The sequence below is a fragment of the Polyangium sp. 15x6 genome, assembly GCF_029960785.1.
Lineage (GTDB): Bacteria > Myxococcota_A > Polyangia > Polyangiales > Polyangiaceae > Polyangium.
In genome coordinates this window covers 1-15,888 of sequence record NZ_JASBQE010000169.1, presented here as the reverse complement: position 1 = coordinate 15,888, position 15,888 = coordinate 1, and the positions used below count along the sequence as shown (strand labels likewise).

The window sequence follows — 15,888 nt, the reverse complement described above, 5'->3', positions numbered from 1 at the left end:
CCAGAAGACGATCCAAACCATTATCAGCCGTCAGGCGACCTGTCCGATATGCACCCTGGCGGCCATGGGAACACGAGCGGCCACGACCTCTTCGACGGGCTCGCGATCGACACCAGCCACCTAGCACTTCCTCGGTCACGGTCGTGGCGAGTAGCGCAGCGGCGTACGTCTCTGGGAGCTGGATCTCCGGATACCCGCATTGGGCCCACCGAGGGAGGCTCATCAGGGCGATCTGGCCGTCGTAGCAGGAGGCCATCGTCTCGATCGTCAAAACGAGATCGAACTCGCGTTCCTGCGCGGGTCCCCGTGGCACAAAGCGGGGTTCGCGAAGGGCATCCATCAGCCCGGGGTCGTCCTCCATGAGCGCTTCGGCGGGGATGCGATCCAGAGCGCGGCGCCACAACAAATCTGCCATCTCGAGCAAAAACTTCTTCGTCGGAAGCTGCAATTCAGTCCTCTCCATTAAATTCTTTGAAACGCACCACAAGTCGTCGCGCATGCGCTCGGTGTAATCGGCGCACGACCACAACGAGGCCCGCGAGGAGGGTCCCTCCTGGCAGGACCACGAGCGCCACGATCACCAGCAGGCGCACAATCCTATTTCGTCGACTCACGCCTCGATACCTGCAACCAACGCAGCAATGGCTGGACTGGCGGATGCCAGTGCCTGCGCATGCTCACGGGCCCACGCGCCGATCAGCGCCCCGGGGGGCCGCCCCGTCGCTTTCGCGAGCACCGCCACGAGTTGCCGGTCGACCTCGCCCAGGCCCTCCAAGAGCGGATCCGACACGATGGAGATCGGTCCCCCGTCGGCACCGTCCGCACGCGTCCGGGCATTGCGGCGCCGCCCCCCGGGCGCGGGGAGCTGGGCACCGTAGTACCCCGGCGGGCGCACGTTCGACGGCCAGGAATCGGGCCGCGGAAGTCCTCCGCGCCCCTTCGGCGCCACGGGCCCGAGCCCGAGCTTGGCCCCGATCTCGTTCGCCTTCCGGCAGAACTTCGGCCCGTGTCCTTTGTAGCCGCTTTCTAAATCGTCGAGGAGCTCCGCCTGCCAGGCATGTACAATTTCGTGAAGGAGTACATCCTGGAGATACAGGAGCCCGTGCTGCTCACACCGTGGAGCGATGCGGATCCGGCTCGGGATCCCGTGGACGTCCTGCGCGACGTAGTCGCCTTCGGCCCGCGGCGAAGCGGGCGTGGTCATCAGAATGAGAGACTGCTTCAGCTCGCCGGCGAAATACTCAGCGTTGTAGGCGTCGAACGCCTCGTAGAGCGCCCGCGGAGCCTCGCGGCCCTCCTGCTGCACGAGCAGCCGGACTGCATGGGCAGGGGCACGGGGGTCGACGCGGTTCTGCTCGGCTGCGCGTCCTCTTTGAAAGGGACAGGTGCGATCCGCCATGGGCACAACCCTGGCACGAGCTACCGACGTACAAAGTTAAATTTCTACCTCAGTACGCCCGCCACGGGGCAGATCAGGAAATCACACCAGCATCCCGAAGGACTTTCAGGAGGAAGTCCCGGTAATTCATGCCGGCACTCTCCGCCCGCTTGACGATCTGCTGCCGCACCTCCCAGGGCAGCCGATCCTCCAGAATTTGCTGCACGTAGTCGCGCATTCGGACGTCGAGCTCCACGGCTTCGAGCTTGAGCTGCGTTTTCAATGCAGCAGGAAGGTCCACTTTCAGTGCGCGCTCGGATTCGCGTCGCGATTTGGGTTCCGTCATTGCTTCAACGCCCCCTCGGCAGTCGCCCCACCACCAATGGCAAATTGTACCCCCGTACCGGCGCGACGTTCACGAAACGCGCCCGGTTCGCGTCACGCCCTGGACGTCACCGCGCACTTTTCCCAGCGAGACGGATGGGTTATCCTCGGGCACCGCCATGCTGAAACGAGACCTCGATGCCGCCGGCACGGAAGCCCTGCGGACAGGGGACGGCGCTCTGGAATCACGCCCCGACGTCGCCCTCGACGACATCGAGGCCCCGGTCGCCTCCGCCGCCGTGACGCTCCTTTCCGGCCGCCGCTACGAGCTCGAGGCCGGCGCCGAGCGCGACCAGCTCACCATCCGCAGCAGCGGTGGCGAGATCGTGCTGCGCGTCGAGGTCACGGACCGCGGCCCCGTCCTGTCGTTCTCCGGTGCCGAGGTCGAGCTATCCGCCGCGCGCTCCCTCCGCCTCGCGGCCCGGGACGTATCGATCGCGGCCGAGCGCGACGTCGAGCTCGCTGCAGGCGGGTCGCTGCGCGAAAGCGCCGCCGGGCACCATCACGTCCGGGCCGGTGGCGATGCTCGCGTGGAGGGCGCGAGCGTCGAACTGCAGGCGAACCGCGACGGCGTGGGCGTACGAGCCATGCGCGCGATCAAGCTCGATGGGGAGCATATCGGACTGAATGACGATCCCCTTCCACAGCCGTTCGGTTGGTCGCAGATCGCCGGAGGGCCTGGCGAGGAGGGTGAGACGTGAGCGAGGAAGAGGCAATCCTCCCGTTCGAGCGCTGGGCGGAGGTTTCGGCGAGGCTGCTTCGCCGCAGCCCCGCGGAGCGACTCGACATCCTGGAAGAGCTCGAGATCGATCCAGCCGATTGGAGCAAGAACGAGCTGCACTGGGCGATGGCGCTCTCCCGCGATGCGGACGTGAACCGGCAGGACCGGATGGAGCTCTACGCTGCGAAATGCTTGGCCGAGATGAATCGGCGTCGTGAACAGAAGGTGCAGGAGCCCGCTGAGGACCCCGCAACGCCGATTCGGCCGATGGCGCCCGTTGTGCTCCCCGATGAGCCCGTCGTGGCGCCTCCCGCGGATTCCGTGGAGCCATCTCCCGCTCTCGTGCCGCCGCCGCAGCCTCCCGCCCTCATGTTCCCGAAGCCCGCTTCAGCGCTGGGCACCACGATGCCCGCGGTGATGTTGCCTCCGGGGAAGCCGCTCCCGTTCGGTGAGCAGCCCTCGCGCGCGTTTCTGGGCGCTTTGCCGGTGCCACGAGTGGCCCCCACAGCGGAGCAGATCGGCGACACGCAACCCTTGCCCATCGTCGAGGCTGCCGAGCGGGGAGCTTTGGAGGCAAGGCCGCTCGACGCGCCGGTGGACCTGGCCTTGACGGGACCGATCAAGCTACCCGCGACGCCCAAGATGCCGCTCCCTTTCAGCGATCGGCCCGCACCAGAGTTCGTCGAGGCAATGCAGACTCCGCGCGCCCCTGCGCCGAAGACTGCCATTACGGACGCGACGCTGCCATTGCAGATGGACCTCATGGCGCAGGCGAGGGCCGCCATGCCGTTCCTGAAGCCTTCCGCGTCGGTCGAGGCTCCCCGGCTCACCCTGGACGCGTACGCCTCGCTTTGTGCGGAGCTTGCGGTGGCTCCGGAGAACAGAGCGGAGATCTTCCGCCGTTACGGCATTCGTGACGATGCCGCGTGGCGAGCCGTAGACGAGGAGTGGCGTGGGCGTTTTACCAAGGGCCCGGAGATCCAGCGGGAGTGGCAGGGAAAGTACGACCGGTTCAGGGAGTGGCTGCGGACGCAGAAACGTTGATGTGCGCTCTCATCTCCGAACGTGCATGCCCAAGGCATTGTCCACTGGCGACAGCATAGGTCTGCGTATGGATTCGAGCTGGGCGTGGTTGTCTCTGCAGCCCCATACCTGACAGCCCCCGAACTGCTGCCAGCAGGCGTTGTGGTATGGTGAGCGGCAGCGCCCACACTGTCCGCCGTCCCCCTGGGCCCCACACGCTCGGCATGTGTCGTCTGACGCAGCGACGGGGAGTTCTTCCAACCATTGCATGATCGTCTCGATGAACTTCAGCGTGTGAATGAGGAATTTCTCCTCGTCCCCCATGCTCTCCGACACGGCAAACTGAACACGGCAACCTTTGATGGAGATTCCCAGCGGCGAGCCGACCCTCATGAACTCCCCGGCAATGGCACGATCCATCGGCCTGAGCAGCGGCCGAATCCGCTCATTGAACGAAGCAACCATCTCGGGCGATTCACAAATCAGTCCGGCACGCGACATCGCGTCGTTCCTGTTCAACGCGTCGCTCACGATATCGTGCCGGTTACTCGAATGTACATCGAGAGCATGATGTGCCCGAGTCGTGACCCCAACGAAACGGAACCCGTTGAAAAGGACACCTGGAGAATCCGTGGACAGCAGTACCCCGCCCCATCCAGGTCTCTCGAAGTAGAGGCAATACGTTCCGAATGCGCTCTTCCACCCGATGCGGAACCCGAACCTCGGCGCGACGCGCGCGAAGATTCTCTCCTTCTTCAGGTATCGAGGCAAGTAAAAAAGAAACGCAATGATTGCCAGCGCGCAGACGAGGAGGAGGACATGCGCCAGGCTTACGATTACCTCGTACATAGTCTCCACCTTCTTCACCGCTCCCAGATCACCGCATGTCGCATGCTCTCGACCATATCCATCGGATAAGGCACCGCGACCTCGAGCGTTCCTGCCCAGGTGAGCGTGACGCAGCCCCGATCTGGTTCGATGAGCACGGTTTGCAAGCTCGGCGCGAGCTCGCGGGTATTCACGCCAGGGGGTTCGAGGAGGAGTCGCGGGCGATCCGCAGGCAGGTGAAACACGCACGTCTCGTATTGCTCATGAAGGCGGAAAAGCTCGACGCGCTCGTCGCCCTTCAAGCGAGCCTGCGAGAGCCCAGTGGGCGCGCAGTTGAAGGCTCGTGGATCCACGATCCCGTTCCATGCCTCCATTCGGCGCCGGATCTGTTCGAGCTGAATGAAACCGACTTTCTCCTCGTACAGGCTTCGCCGTGGAGTCTCGAACGTCGCAGGTATGCAAAATACAGCCCGCGGAAACGTGAAGACATCGATGGGCTCGAAGCAAGCGGCCGCAGGACAATCGATCCACGCACCATAAGTAGGGGCGACCAGGCGATCCGGCGTGATGGGATCGAGCGGATCCTCGATGTTCGGCATGGGCGCACCTGCCATGCGCTCGCGGTCCATGTCGATGAAAAACCCGCACCCTGCTGGATTGCGTGGGTACGAGAGGGTGCCAAGCTCGGGTTCTTCGCTTCCGCTGGGAAAAAGCGCCTTCTCCGCATACTCGTCCCGGCCGCCATAAGCATGATCCCAGATGAGCGGTAGTGATGCGCGCGGAACGGGGGGAAAGGATGACAGTGAGTCGCCCTTCTCGAGCCTGATCGTGCGATCGCCATGAATCCGTAGCGTCTTCGCGATGGGCCCCACCCGAAGAATCACGTCGAAGCACGGCACGGGGCCCTGGTGCGAATAGGCGGTCCCTCGCAGCAGTACGTCGGTTGCGGGCTTCGTGCCTGCAAAAAAATCGATGTCACTTACGAGGCGCTCCGCACTGGACGTGGTGGAATCCACGTACTCGGGCTCTTCCACGAGCGGGATCGTGTCTGCGATCGGCGCTGCTGCCGCACCGTTCCGAAACGAGTAGCACCGCCTTGCCGTGACGCAGAGGTAACTCTTGCCATCGAATGAACGGAACGTCGTGACCTTCGACATGGGGTCAACGTCCCTGCTGCTCTCCCTCGATCATCTCGCGGGTCTTCTTCGCGAGCGGATCGAGAACTCGCTTGGTGGCCTGCTCGACAGCGAACTCGATGATGGCTTTGGGTTTTGCAGCGATCTTGCGGAGCCACTTCGGGGGAGCGTCGAGGTTGTTCACGCCTTTCAGCAGGCGTCGTGCGGCGCGGTTCGTGTACCTACGACCTGCCAGTTTTCCCAACTGGGGCGCGATGAGGCCAACCGATACCCACTTTACGATGCCGGCGACCACATCTCCGAGCGTAGCTGTCGTCTTGACCGAGGTAACGGACAAGACGAGTCCGGAAGGATGGTCGCCGTCTTCCCAACAATTGAGGTTGAGCCCAACTGCCCCATGGATGCATGCCGCTAGCGGCGCGCCCTTCACGGTGACGCTCCTGATCGTCAGCGCAGGCTCACTGCCCGAAGGTCCGAGGATCTTTGCGTATTGCATGGCTTGCATGGGTCCGGGGACGCCAACGATGTGCGTGTGCGGCACCAGGAAGAGCGAGAAGTCCTCGTCGATCATCTGCCATCCGTCTGCCGTGACGGTGCCCGTGCGGCCCCATACCCATGCTGCTGGCCACCAGAATGGCGCTCCTACGGCGTAGGGCCAAAACTTCGCTGCGTTCCTCTCGTCGACCACACCCGGGGGATAGAAGTCGTGGAGGTCGATCCCCGCCATGATCGCAAGATTGTTGTAGAAGTTTACAGACATGGCCTGGAACTCCCTTTAACTATCGATGAGGATCCAAGAGGGCGCAGTCCCCTCATGGTAGCGAAATTCGTATCCGTAGACGCACGAAACCGTCATCTTTTCTGCATCCACGTGGACGCTCCGAATCCGCGGCGGAACATCCGTTCGGTTTTGGCCACGGCGCAGCGTGACGCGAAGACGGCTCTCGGGGAGCGAGAAGCGGATGATTGCCTTGCCAAGTCCAACGAGCTGGATCGGCGTGCCCGGAGCGAGCTCATCGAAGACGAGGTACCCGGGAGCGTGATGCAATGACATTGTGAACGCGCGGCTCGCGAACTTCGCCTGAAACGCAGGGGTTATCGCGTCCTCAGGTCCGATGATCGGGTGGTCCACGCCGACGTGGCGGAGCCGCAAGGCGACGAGATCCGGACAGGGGGCGAAGCACCCAGGCTCCGGTTGGTCGTTCCATTGCTTCAGGAGTTGATCCGCCAGCTCGAGGTTGGGCAACGGCGCGTCGACCGCCGCATTCTTGTCAGGGTAGAAACCGATCCCGTGCTCATTTAGTGGATATGAAACCTCGCCGCCCGGATGCGGAAGGTCGGTTCCCGGAAGGAGGCCCGGAGGGAGGATGTAGGAGCCACCGAATGCGCGCTCGAACGACATGGGGATGGAGTGGAAGGCAGCGGGCTCGCTTGCAACCAGTCCGCCGAGAAGGCTCGTGTCCCAGTGACGGTTACCAAAGACGGCAAGACGACGCACCTCGTTGCCGATGGCGAACTGCACAGCGCGGACAAACGGCGGCCGAGAAGGACCGAGCACATCCCCTGATGCGGTCACGGATGTTCCACGCCACAGGGGATGCTTGGTGACGTCTGGCGGATCCGTCGGCGAGTGCTCCATTGGCCCCGTCACGAGTTCGAGCCGCTCGCCGACCACCCGAGAACGCAGCTCGACCACGATCGCGCCGACGTCGACCTCGTCGCTCAGGCTACCCCGCGAAAGCACGGGTGAAAACTGCGTCTTGTTCCGGACGAACACGAAAGCCTCCGCCTGGCGCTCACTCGTTCAGCTTGATCTTGCCGCCCTTGGCGTTGATGTTTGCTCCCATGAGGGTCATGTCGTCCCCCGCCACGATTTGGGTGATACCGTCTGAATTCGACATGACGGTGCCTCCGGCGATGTTGACTAGCCCGCCGCCAAGTTGAAACCAGGCCCCAGCGCCGTTGTCGATCAGAATCATCCCGGCTTTCATGAGGATGAACGCACCCCCGACCTTGAGCAATATCTCACCGGGCTTCATCGTCAGCGTGCAGCCCGAGACGTTGACCGTGAAGCAATCCTTCTGAAAGAACCCCGCTGTGGTGCTGTTGGTCTGAAAATCGTTCGTCAGGTTGAAGTACGAGTTCATCGCCTTCCAGGCGAAATGCCCATTGGCCTGGGACTCCTCGTTGGCTCCGATGAAAACCCCCCGCTTGCCCGAGATGGTCAGCGAGTCGTCGGCATGCACCTTCGTCGAACGGTTCCCGAGCACGACATGCGTATCATCCGCCCCGATCGTCGTGAGCCGCTGCACGTCCACCGTGTGCGCCTCGTTCGATGCGAAATGCGTCGTCCGATTCCCCTGGACCGTGACCTCCTCCGTCCCTTTCACCGAGTGCGTCCGGTTCCCGGTCACCGAGTTGGACTGGTCGCCCCCCACGCTCGTGGAGTGGGAGGCGCGGACCACCTCGTTGAAGTCACGTTGCGCATGCAGGAAGATTTCCTCCAGCGTCGCCGCGTCCTCGAACCGGATCTCGTTGTAACCGTCCCCCTCGGGCACGGCGGTGCGGCTCCGGATCGTGCTTCGCGTGGGATACTGTGACGGATCGTAGGGCGGTCGGTTCGGCTCATTGTAGACGTGACCCACGATCACAGGACGCTCCGGATCACCTTGCAGATACGCGACGAGCACCTCGTGCCCCACACGTGGCGTATACAGCGCCCCGAAGCCCGGCCCTGCCCAGTGCTGCGAGACCCGGATCCAGCAAGAGGAAGGCGTTCTATCGTCGTCCGGGCGCTGATCCCAGGGGAAACGCACGCGGACGCAGCCCTGCGCGTTGGCGTTGATCTCCGGACGATCCGCCTTCGAGAACTCCTCGGCCGTCACGAGCGCGGTCTGGATGCCATGAATGCGCGGCCGCGGAGCGCGTTGCGCCGGGCGGAACGGAATGGATGACGGGAGCGCCTGAAAGCGGTTTTCGTAGCCGGCCTCGAGCGCTCCCGTCGCGCCCGCGAACCCGAATGGCTCGTCGTCGAGCACCGTCCCCTGCGGCGTGAGCTCCGTGGCGAACGTCTCCACGCGTACCACGAGCAGATCTACGTCCTCACGCAGCCCATCGCGATCGTGCAGCTTGAACTGGCGCCCCGGTTCGAGCGCGCGGACGGTGCTCACGCCTTCCCGTAACGCCTTCTCGACGACGAACCGCTCCATCCGAAGCTTCGCCGGAAACTTCGCCGGCGCCTCACCGTGCAGCTCGTCGTTGGCGGGGAACTCGTAGTGGCCCTCGGCGTCCGGATCGCCTCCGCGAAGCTCGGCGCTCGCCTCGAAGAGCTGCGTGCTACGATTCCAGTCGTAATCGCGCATCACCACGGCACGCGACCGCATCCGGCGCGTGTCACGGCACACCCGGACCACCTCCTGCCCCGCGGCCTGGCCGCCCCGGCTCGCGCCGCAGAGCTCGAAGCGTCGAGCTTCCTCGAAAAGCGGCGCCTGTCCGGGGGCGTCCGTGACCACCAGGACGAGGTCGGAGTTGGTGTGCTCGAAATAGTAACTCAGTCCCTCGCGTTCCAGGAGTCGCGAGAGAAAATCATAATCGCTCTCGTTGTACTGCACGACATAAGAGCTCGTGGCGCGGTCGGTCAGGCGTGCTTCGTCCGTGACGGCCCAGCGGTAGAGACCCCGTGGTTCGCGGAACGAGCCGAAATCCGGGTCAATGGAAGGAGCCTCCGCCTTGGTGCTTTGCGGCGCGAGTCCCTTGTGCCCGCGTGGATGCGCGGGAGATCGGTTCTCGAGGATCGCATGAACGATATCCTTGAGCGTCCATTCGACGAAATTGCGGCAGCGTCGCCGGAAGCGGGCCCGAAACAGGTGCGGTACCAGTAGGACCCGGTAAAGGATGACCTCCGAAGTGCGGTCAATCTCCTCGACCTCGGCGAGGATTCCGTGCACGTACCGCCATCGCCCGAGGGTGCGAATCCGGAAGGTCGCGCCCGTGTCGAAGAGCGCGTCGAGATCGACGGGACCGCTCTTGGCCGGGCGCATGAGGATGATCTCGTAGCGGAAGGGCTGGGAGATCTCCTCGATCGCGTGCCAACGCACGACGCCGAAGGCGCCCCATCCCTCGTGCGTGCCGAGCAGGTAATCGGCTTGGTTGCCGCGGTCGAGATTCTGCGGCGGGCGTGAGGTCATGACGGCTCGCTCCTGGACGGAGCGAATTCCCTAACATGAATTGGCGTGGTTTCGCACCTGGAGAGGTGCGGTTCGAGGGGCGAGAAGCTGCTTCGGCACCCACTTCAGTCCCCGCAGTTCTCATCATCGAGCGTTTCTGCTCCGAGAACGGGAGCTGCTGTATGTTGGTCTGCGGCGGGTGCTGAGGTACCATCGGATGGTACAGGAAGGGTCCAGATGAAGCGAACGCGAGCCGCGCTTGCGGTCATGGGGATGTTCTGCGGCATGCTTGCGCTCGCGGATGTGGCGCACGCGGAGCCGACGGCCACCGACAAGGCTGCTGCGGATGCGCTGTTCACCGAGGCTCGGCAGCTCCTCGACGCGGGAAGGGCCACGGAGGCTTGTCCCAAGCTCGAGGAGAGCCAACGGCTCGATCCTGCCGTCGGCACCGCCCTGAACCTCGCAGACTGCTACGAGCGCGTCGGACGCACGGCGAGCGCCTACATCGCCTTCGGGGACGCTGCGACACTCGCGCGGCGCTCGGGAGACCCGAGCCGCGCCGAGGAGGCCGAGCGGCGCGCGGACGCGCTAGCGCCGAAGCTCGTGAAGCTCGCCGTGACCGTGCCCGAGCCGAGCCGCGTGGAGGGGCTCACGGTCCTTCGTGATGGCCAGCCTCTCGCACCCGCCCTCTGGGGGACGGCGATCCCGGTCGATCCAGGCGAGCACGAGGTGGAAGCGAAGGCGCCCGATCGCGTGCCTTGGAAGACGACCGTGAAGCTTGACGTGCCTGGCACGGTCCAGCCGATCAGCGTGCCGGTTCTCGCCGAGGTAGAGCGCCCGCCGCCGCCCGGAAAAACCGCCCAGCGCGTCGCGGGGATTGTGGTCGGCAGCGTGGGGCTCGCTGCGCTTGCCGTCGCGGGGGGGCTGTCCATTGCGGCGGCCAAAACGGATGATGAATCGAAGCCGTATTGTCTGCCCGAGGACCCGAACAAGTGCTACGCGAAAGGCGTAGCGCTTCGGAACGAGTCGATCATGTACGCCGACACCGCGACCGTCGTGTCCATCGCGGGGGGCGTCGTTCTCGCGACGGGCGTCACGCTGTTTCTCCTCGCGGGGGCTCCGAAGTCGCCAGACAAACCGGCGCGCGCGTGGGTCGTCGTGCCGCACGCATCGCCGCAGGGCGCGGGGCTCACGTTCGCTTCCGTGTTCTGACGCGAGCTGCCGAGAGCGTATGCTGCACACCTTCCAACCCGGGCAGCTCCTTCTCGACAAGTACCGCGTGGAGCGTGTGCTCGGCGCGGGGGGCATGGGTGTGGTCATCGCGGCGCGACATCTCGCGCTCGACGAGCTCGTCGCGATCAAGTTCATGCTGGGAGGTGGGAGCCAGGCGGACCTGACGCGCTTCGTCCGCGAAGCGCGTGCGGCTGTGCGCCTGCGGAGTCAGCACGTCGCACGCGTTCTCGATGTCGCTGCGCTCGAGGACGGCACGCCGTACATGGTGCTGGAGCACCTCGACGGGAGCGACCTCGCACATGTACTGCGCGAGCGCGGACCGCTGCCCGTGAGCGAAGCTGTGGATGCGATCCTTCAGGCATGTGAGGCGATCGCAGAGGCGCACTCGATCGGGATCGTGCATCGCGACATCAAGCCCGCGAACCTCTTTCTCACGCGGGGGGCCGATGGATCGCCGTGCATGAAGGTGCTCGACTTCGGCATCGCGAAGTGGAACGCGAGCACGGCGAAGATGGATGCTTCGCAGCCAATGGGCTCGGCGCCGTACATGGCGCCGGAGCAGTTCGCCGCCACGAACCAGGTCGATCCACGAACCGATGTGTGGGCGCTTGGTGCGACGCTGTTCGACCTGCTCGCGGGGAAGACGCCCTTCCACCGTGATGACGTCGACTCGATCCAGGCGTTGATGCATGCGATCCTGATCCGCGAGCCGATGCGTCCACGGATGCTGCGAGCCGATCTTCCCGAGGCGCTCGAAGCGGTGTTGCTCCGCTGCCTCGACAAGGATCAAGCAGCACGCTTCCCGAGCGTGGCCAAGCTGGCTGCTGCACTCGTGCCGTTCGGATCGGAGCACGCGAGCCTGTACGCGAAACGTGTTGCCAGGGTGCTCGGCGAAGCGGATGCAGTCGGCCCGTCCGAGGTGGAGCGCACCGCGCCCGTGCCGGAGCTCGTCGTCGCGACGGCGCCGCTTCCGTCGCTCGTCGGTGACGAGATCGCGGCGCGGGAAAGCGTCGGTCCGGCGCCGAGCAAGGACCGTCGCGCGCTCGTCGTCGCGATTGTCGTCGCAGTCGCAGTGGGAGGGATCTTCGTCGGCATGCGGCTCGGTCGAGGGACGGCGGCGTCTCCGAGCACCGCAACGGAGATGCTGGAGGTCAGGACACCGCCACCGCTGGAACAGCCCTCCGAGATCGCCACGAGCGCGCCCAGCACGATGAGCGCAGCGCCCGTCACGAGCACGGCGGCCGCGTCCGTGGCAGACACGCCCGCGCGCGTCGAAGTCCCTCCGTCCACGGCAAACCAAGCACGCACGGTACCGTCACCACCACGTCGCGTGGTTCCTGCTTCACCTGTCGGCACTCCCTCGTCTACTCCCCCACCGAAGGAGAATCTGTATGGCCGTCGCCGATGACATCTGCGCTTCGAGATCGGAGCAACTCTCCTCGAAGGCGAGGAGACGAGCGACTTGGATGCGCGTGCTCGCAGGGGTGCTCGCGATCGGCACCGTGAGCCTGTTCTCCGCATGCTCGGGCGGTTCACCGAAGTGCCCGAAGGACGACGGCGACCCTTGTACGCTGGACGAGTGCAAGGCCGGTGTGGCGGTGAACAGCTACCTCGGCGACGGGCACCCGTGCTTCGTCGGCAAGCTGCAGGGGGCCTGCAAGGCAGGGCGCTGTGCGATGCCGTGTGAGAAGACGAGCCAGTGCAACGACGGGCTGCCGTGTACACGGAGCGAGTGCCTGGATGGCGTGTGCGTGATCGAGGCCGACGACTACCAGACGGCGCCGGAGGATGGGAACGCGTGCACGGAGGAGCACTGCATCGGCGGGAAGGTCGTGTCGTGGCTCAAGCCGGATGGAAGCTCGTGCCCGGGGGGTGAGTGTGCGTCTGGCGTCTGCGGGTCGTGTAACGTGCCCGCGGACTGCGGTTCGACGACGGAATGCCTTGACTGGTCCTGCGAACAGAACCATTGCGTCTCCAAGTACGATACAGCCGGTACGCACATCCCCGCCCTCGATTTCATTGGAGATTGTCAACGTCCCGTTTGCGATGGGCACGGAATTGTTGTAAATGAAGTTACACCGAGCGACAAGCCGTGGAGCTACGATGCATGCTTCGAGTGGGTTTGCATCGGTGTGACGCCTCTCCGCGCCCCGAAAATCGGCACGAACTGCATCATGGATGGTGGGCTCATCGGCAAGTGCTCGGAAAGCGGAATGTGTGTACAGTGCGTCAAGGATCTCGATTGCCCGGTGGCACATCGATGTGAGGACGCTGTCTGCGTGAAATGTGGCGACTACCATCAAAACGGTGATGAGATTTGCGGCGGTTCATGCGGCCAGTGCAAGGCGACGTCCTGCGATGAGGACAGCGACTGCGCCAGCGGCCAATGCGTGTTCACCAATGGGTTCCCTGCCCGAGTCTGCTGCACCGGAGACTGTGCCGGAATCTGCGAACAATGCGACGCGATGACCGGTACCTGCGTCGCCGTGCCCAAGAACCAGAAGGATGATAGCTGCTTGGGGATCGGCTTGGCCTGTTTTAATTCGCAGTGCAAGACGATAACGGGTTACCCCTGCATCAAGGGCACGGAGTGTATCAGCGGCCTGTGTGTGAATGGAACCTGCGGCTGAGGCATGGAAGCGAAGATCATGCGCCATTTCTGCGTCGTTGTCATGGGTCTCCTCTTGCTCGCGAGCTGCCGACAAATTCTGGGGATCGAGGAAGCAACCCTCATCTGTCCGCCGGAGCTGCCGGGATGCAAGCTGTGCTCGGTCTCCCAGGATTGCGGGCCGTCGGACGAGTGCCACGCGTGGACCTGCGAAGACAACGCCTGCGTGCCGGTCAACATGCCGGCTCGCACCAAGTGCGCGACGGGCGTGTGCAGCGATGATCCCGTGTCGGTCTGCGTAGGCTGTTTGGAATATGAAGACTGCTCCGGCGGACAATGCCGGGATCGCACCTGCTCTCGGTGCGATGACGGGATTCAGAACGGATGGGAGACCGGTATCGATTGTGGCGGTGGAGGCGCCTGTAAGGATTGTCTTGGCACTGCTTGCCAGGTCGCGGGCGACTGCAAGAGCGGCTTCTGCGAGGACGGGACGTGTTGCGTCGCGACGTGTGACGACGTCTGCGCCTACTGCGGCAACCCGCAAGGGGACTGCAGGCCGATGCCGAAGTACGTACAGGACTTCAATCCCGTCTGCGCCGGCGAGAACGTCTGCGACGGATCCGGAGGCTGCAGGCTACGCCCCGGGGAGGTCTGTATAAACCCCGTCGACTGCGCCAGCTTTCGTTGCGTGATGAATCGTTGCAGGAAAGACGCAGGCGAACCTTGCTCCTTTCCCCAGGAATGTGTCGAAGATCTCTGCGTAGATGGAGTTTGCCAAAAGTAGACGTCGGCGCGCGACGGGGAACCGTGATCCGAGGCACCGATCTGGTCAGAGTTTGTCTCTGCGCCCTAGGTAAAACTGCGACGCCACATTTTCCTGGACATCCAGGCTCCGTTGGGGCAAACGTTTGTCCAGGAGGATGCGCCCACGCTCCGCGCAACACGACTCGTGAGCACCCACCCGGCAGCACCGGGAGACGGGACCGAGTAAAACCCAAACCCCATCGCCGGACCTCGTGGGCGCCTCTCCTCCGCCTTTTCTCGACGCCAAGGCCAGATGAACTGCCGGATCGCCCGGAGGTAGGGGCTCGTGCGTGCGGCCCCGGACGAACCGTTCGGTTTTTCCTCGCTGGCGCCCCTTGCGGAACACCGGCCTGTCCTGGTAACCGTCCGCGCTGATGGGGTCCGGGGTGCGCCGATGGGCTTGGGCGATCGCGACAGGGGCGGTGGGTTGTCTCCTCGCGCCTCGCGCGGAGGCGACGGTCGTCCTCCCCCACAGGCTCGTCTACGAGGCGCCGAAGGAGTGTCCTGACGAACGGGAGCTCCGCAACTCGATCATCGAGCGTATCGGCCGAGATCCCTTCGATGCGAGCGAGTCGAGGACCCTCTCGGTCCGGATCGAGCGTGTGAGCCGAGGATTTCGCGCGACGATCGTGACCACCAAGGGCGAGAACAGCCGAACGCGAACCCTCGAGTCTCCGATCAGCCGTTGCACCGACATCTTCAAGGACGTCGACTTCGTCGTCGGCTCGATCGTGGAGCCGATCCTGATCGATCTGCCGGTGAGGGAGGCTGCCCCGGCCCCACCCTCGGCGTCTCCCCCGCCTTTGCCTCCCCCGCCGCCTCCGCCCCCAGCTTCGCCTCCCGCGACGCCCCCATCGGCGCCTCCACCGTCCACAACACCGTCGTCGGACGGTTCGTCCAAGGCTGATGCCTCCGGGGCAAACCTGCGCGGCGAGATCTTCGCCGGCTTCTCTCTCGCTGGTCTTGCGACGCCGGGTCCGGTGGCGCTGGGGGCAACGGTCGGAGGCGGGGTGCGGTCGGGCCCGTGGACCTTCGGCGTCGAGGTGCGCGGCCTTGCCGATGCGCCCGGTAGCACGGAAGCCATTCCGGTGGGTGTCTCATTATGGACCGGCGGACTGTTCGCGTGCGGTTTTCGGCCATTTTCCGTATGCATCGCGCTTACCGCCGGGGCACATCATTTCGGGGCGCAGGACAACATCCAGCTACGGTCCACGAGGGCTCCATTTGTTGCATCTGGCTTCAGAATCGCCTACGAGTCGCCGCAATGGCACGGCCTTGTCGGCCGGGCGCAACTCGAGGTTGCCATCCCCATAACGCAGGCGCGGATCTTCGATCGAGGGGACGCCGTTTGGGCTGCGGATCCCGTTCTGGCAACGGGAACGTTCCTGCTCGTGAAGCCGTTCTGAGCGACCGACTCCCTGCTTGCCACAGCAAAGTGATTTGTGGTACCTGAAGCCATGCGCCGTCGAGCCACACGAATCGTATCCGTTCGGCAACCCGCATCATGGCGCTCTTCCGGACTGCTGCGTAACATTTCCCCTCGATGCGGCGGCATGACGAGTTCGTCAAAAATGAAGGTGCAGAGGAGGCAACCGCCACGAAGACCG

14 protein-coding genes are annotated in these 15,888 nt (G+C 64.4%); 6 read left to right on the top strand and 8 right to left on the bottom strand.

Annotated features, from left to right (window positions below):
• From QHF83_RS51120 to QHF83_RS51110, 3 genes are all read right to left on the bottom strand, one after another.
• A partial coding sequence (locus QHF83_RS51120) for a hypothetical protein (protein ID WP_282425472.1) occupies window positions 1-499 on the bottom strand: 499 nt, incomplete at its 3' end.
• Between the two features lie 111 nt (window positions 500-610).
• The gene (locus QHF83_RS51115; protein WP_282425471.1) at window positions 611-1,399 is read right to left on the bottom strand and encodes a SprT-like domain-containing protein; all 789 of its coding nucleotides are present in this window, start codon (window positions 1,397-1,399) and stop codon (window positions 611-613) included.
• Between the two features lie 73 nt (window positions 1,400-1,472).
• Window positions 1,473-1,724, bottom strand: coding sequence for a hypothetical protein (locus QHF83_RS51110; protein WP_282425470.1), 252 nt, complete (start codon window positions 1,722-1,724; stop codon window positions 1,473-1,475).
• A gap of 277 nt (window positions 1,725-2,001) precedes the next feature.
• Here QHF83_RS51110 and QHF83_RS51105 point away from each other — a divergent pair, with 277 nt between their 5' ends.
• Window positions 2,002-2,463 (top strand): hypothetical protein, encoded by a 462-nt coding sequence (locus QHF83_RS51105; RefSeq protein ID WP_282425469.1) that lies wholly within the window; start codon window positions 2,002-2,004, stop codon window positions 2,461-2,463.
• Between the two features lie 146 nt (window positions 2,464-2,609).
• Complete coding sequence (locus tag QHF83_RS51100; protein ID WP_282425468.1) at window positions 2,610-3,527, top strand: hypothetical protein; 918 nt, start codon at window positions 2,610-2,612, stop codon at window positions 3,525-3,527.
• Window positions 3,528-3,536: 9 nt separating this feature from the next.
• Here the strand turns inward: QHF83_RS51100 and QHF83_RS51095 are convergent, their stop codons facing one another.
• Genes QHF83_RS51095 through tssI form a run of 5 tightly spaced genes read right to left on the bottom strand, consistent with a single transcriptional unit; the run spans window position 3,537 to window position 9,657 of the window.
• The gene (locus tag QHF83_RS51095) at window positions 3,537-4,373 is read right to left on the bottom strand and encodes a hypothetical protein (RefSeq protein WP_282425467.1); all 837 of its coding nucleotides are present in this window, start codon (window positions 4,371-4,373) and stop codon (window positions 3,537-3,539) included.
• The gene (locus QHF83_RS51090; RefSeq protein ID WP_282425466.1) at window positions 4,370-5,491 is read right to left on the bottom strand and encodes a DUF2169 domain-containing protein; all 1,122 of its coding nucleotides are present in this window, start codon (window positions 5,489-5,491) and stop codon (window positions 4,370-4,372) included. Before QHF83_RS51090 ends, QHF83_RS51095 begins: the two co-directional genes overlap by 4 nt.
• A 4-nt stretch (window positions 5,492-5,495) precedes the next feature.
• Window positions 5,496-6,230, bottom strand: coding sequence for a hypothetical protein (locus tag QHF83_RS51085; protein WP_282425465.1), 735 nt, complete (start codon window positions 6,228-6,230; stop codon window positions 5,496-5,498).
• A gap of 15 nt (window positions 6,231-6,245) precedes the next feature.
• A complete protein-coding gene (locus tag QHF83_RS51080) occupies window positions 6,246-7,247 on the bottom strand; it encodes a DUF2169 domain-containing protein (RefSeq protein ID WP_282425464.1) in 1,002 nt (333 codons plus the stop codon).
• A gap of 19 nt (window positions 7,248-7,266) precedes the next feature.
• Window positions 7,267-9,657 (bottom strand): type VI secretion system tip protein TssI/VgrG, encoded by a 2,391-nt coding sequence (gene tssI / locus QHF83_RS51075; RefSeq protein ID WP_282425463.1) that lies wholly within the window; start codon window positions 9,655-9,657, stop codon window positions 7,267-7,269.
• Window positions 9,658-9,873: 216 nt separating this feature from the next.
• Here tssI and QHF83_RS51070 point away from each other — a divergent pair, with 216 nt between their 5' ends.
• The 4 genes from QHF83_RS51070 (at window position 9,874) to QHF83_RS51055 (ending at window position 15,687) form a co-directional block, all read left to right on the top strand.
• Window positions 9,874-10,848: a hypothetical protein gene (locus QHF83_RS51070; protein WP_282425462.1), complete on the top strand. Its 975-nt coding sequence runs from the start codon at window positions 9,874-9,876 to the stop codon at window positions 10,846-10,848.
• A 19-nt stretch (window positions 10,849-10,867) separates the two neighbouring features.
• Window positions 10,868-12,277: a protein kinase gene (locus QHF83_RS51065; RefSeq protein WP_282425461.1), complete on the top strand. Its 1,410-nt coding sequence runs from the start codon at window positions 10,868-10,870 to the stop codon at window positions 12,275-12,277.
• On the top strand, window positions 12,261-13,499 hold the full coding sequence (locus QHF83_RS51060; protein ID WP_282425473.1) for a hypothetical protein: 1,239 nt from the start codon (window positions 12,261-12,263) through the stop codon (window positions 13,497-13,499). Before QHF83_RS51065 ends, QHF83_RS51060 begins: the two co-directional genes overlap by 17 nt.
• A gap of 1,411 nt (window positions 13,500-14,910) precedes the next feature.
• Window positions 14,911-15,687 carry a hypothetical protein gene (locus QHF83_RS51055; RefSeq protein WP_282425460.1) on the top strand — a complete coding sequence of 259 codons (777 nt, stop codon included), beginning with the start codon at window positions 14,911-14,913 and terminating at the stop codon, window positions 15,685-15,687.
• Window positions 15,688-15,888 lie beyond the last annotated feature (201 nt).

Coding starts and splice junctions, on each gene's coding strand:
- QHF83_RS51115 (WP_282425471.1), bottom strand. CDS start 1,399: ATGGCGGATCGCACCTGTCCCTTTCAAAGAGGACGCGCAGCCGAGCAG.
- QHF83_RS51110 (WP_282425470.1), bottom strand. CDS start 1,724: ATGACGGAACCCAAATCGCGACGCGAATCCGAGCGCGCACTGAAAGTG.
- QHF83_RS51100 (WP_282425468.1), top strand. CDS start 2,610: ATGGCGCTCTCCCGCGATGCGGACGTGAACCGGCAGGACCGGATGGAG.
- QHF83_RS51090 (WP_282425466.1), bottom strand. CDS start 5,491: ATGTCGAAGGTCACGACGTTCCGTTCATTCGATGGCAAGAGTTACCTC.
- QHF83_RS51085 (WP_282425465.1), bottom strand. CDS start 6,230: ATGTCTGTAAACTTCTACAACAATCTTGCGATCATGGCGGGGATCGAC.
- tssI (WP_282425463.1), bottom strand. CDS start 9,657: ATGACCTCACGCCCGCCGCAGAATCTCGACCGCGGCAACCAAGCCGAT.
- QHF83_RS51070 (WP_282425462.1), top strand. CDS start 9,874: ATGAAGCGAACGCGAGCCGCGCTTGCGGTCATGGGGATGTTCTGCGGC.
- QHF83_RS51065 (WP_282425461.1), top strand. CDS start 10,868: ATGCTGCACACCTTCCAACCCGGGCAGCTCCTTCTCGACAAGTACCGC.
- QHF83_RS51060 (WP_282425473.1), top strand. CDS start 12,261: ATGGCCGTCGCCGATGACATCTGCGCTTCGAGATCGGAGCAACTCTCC.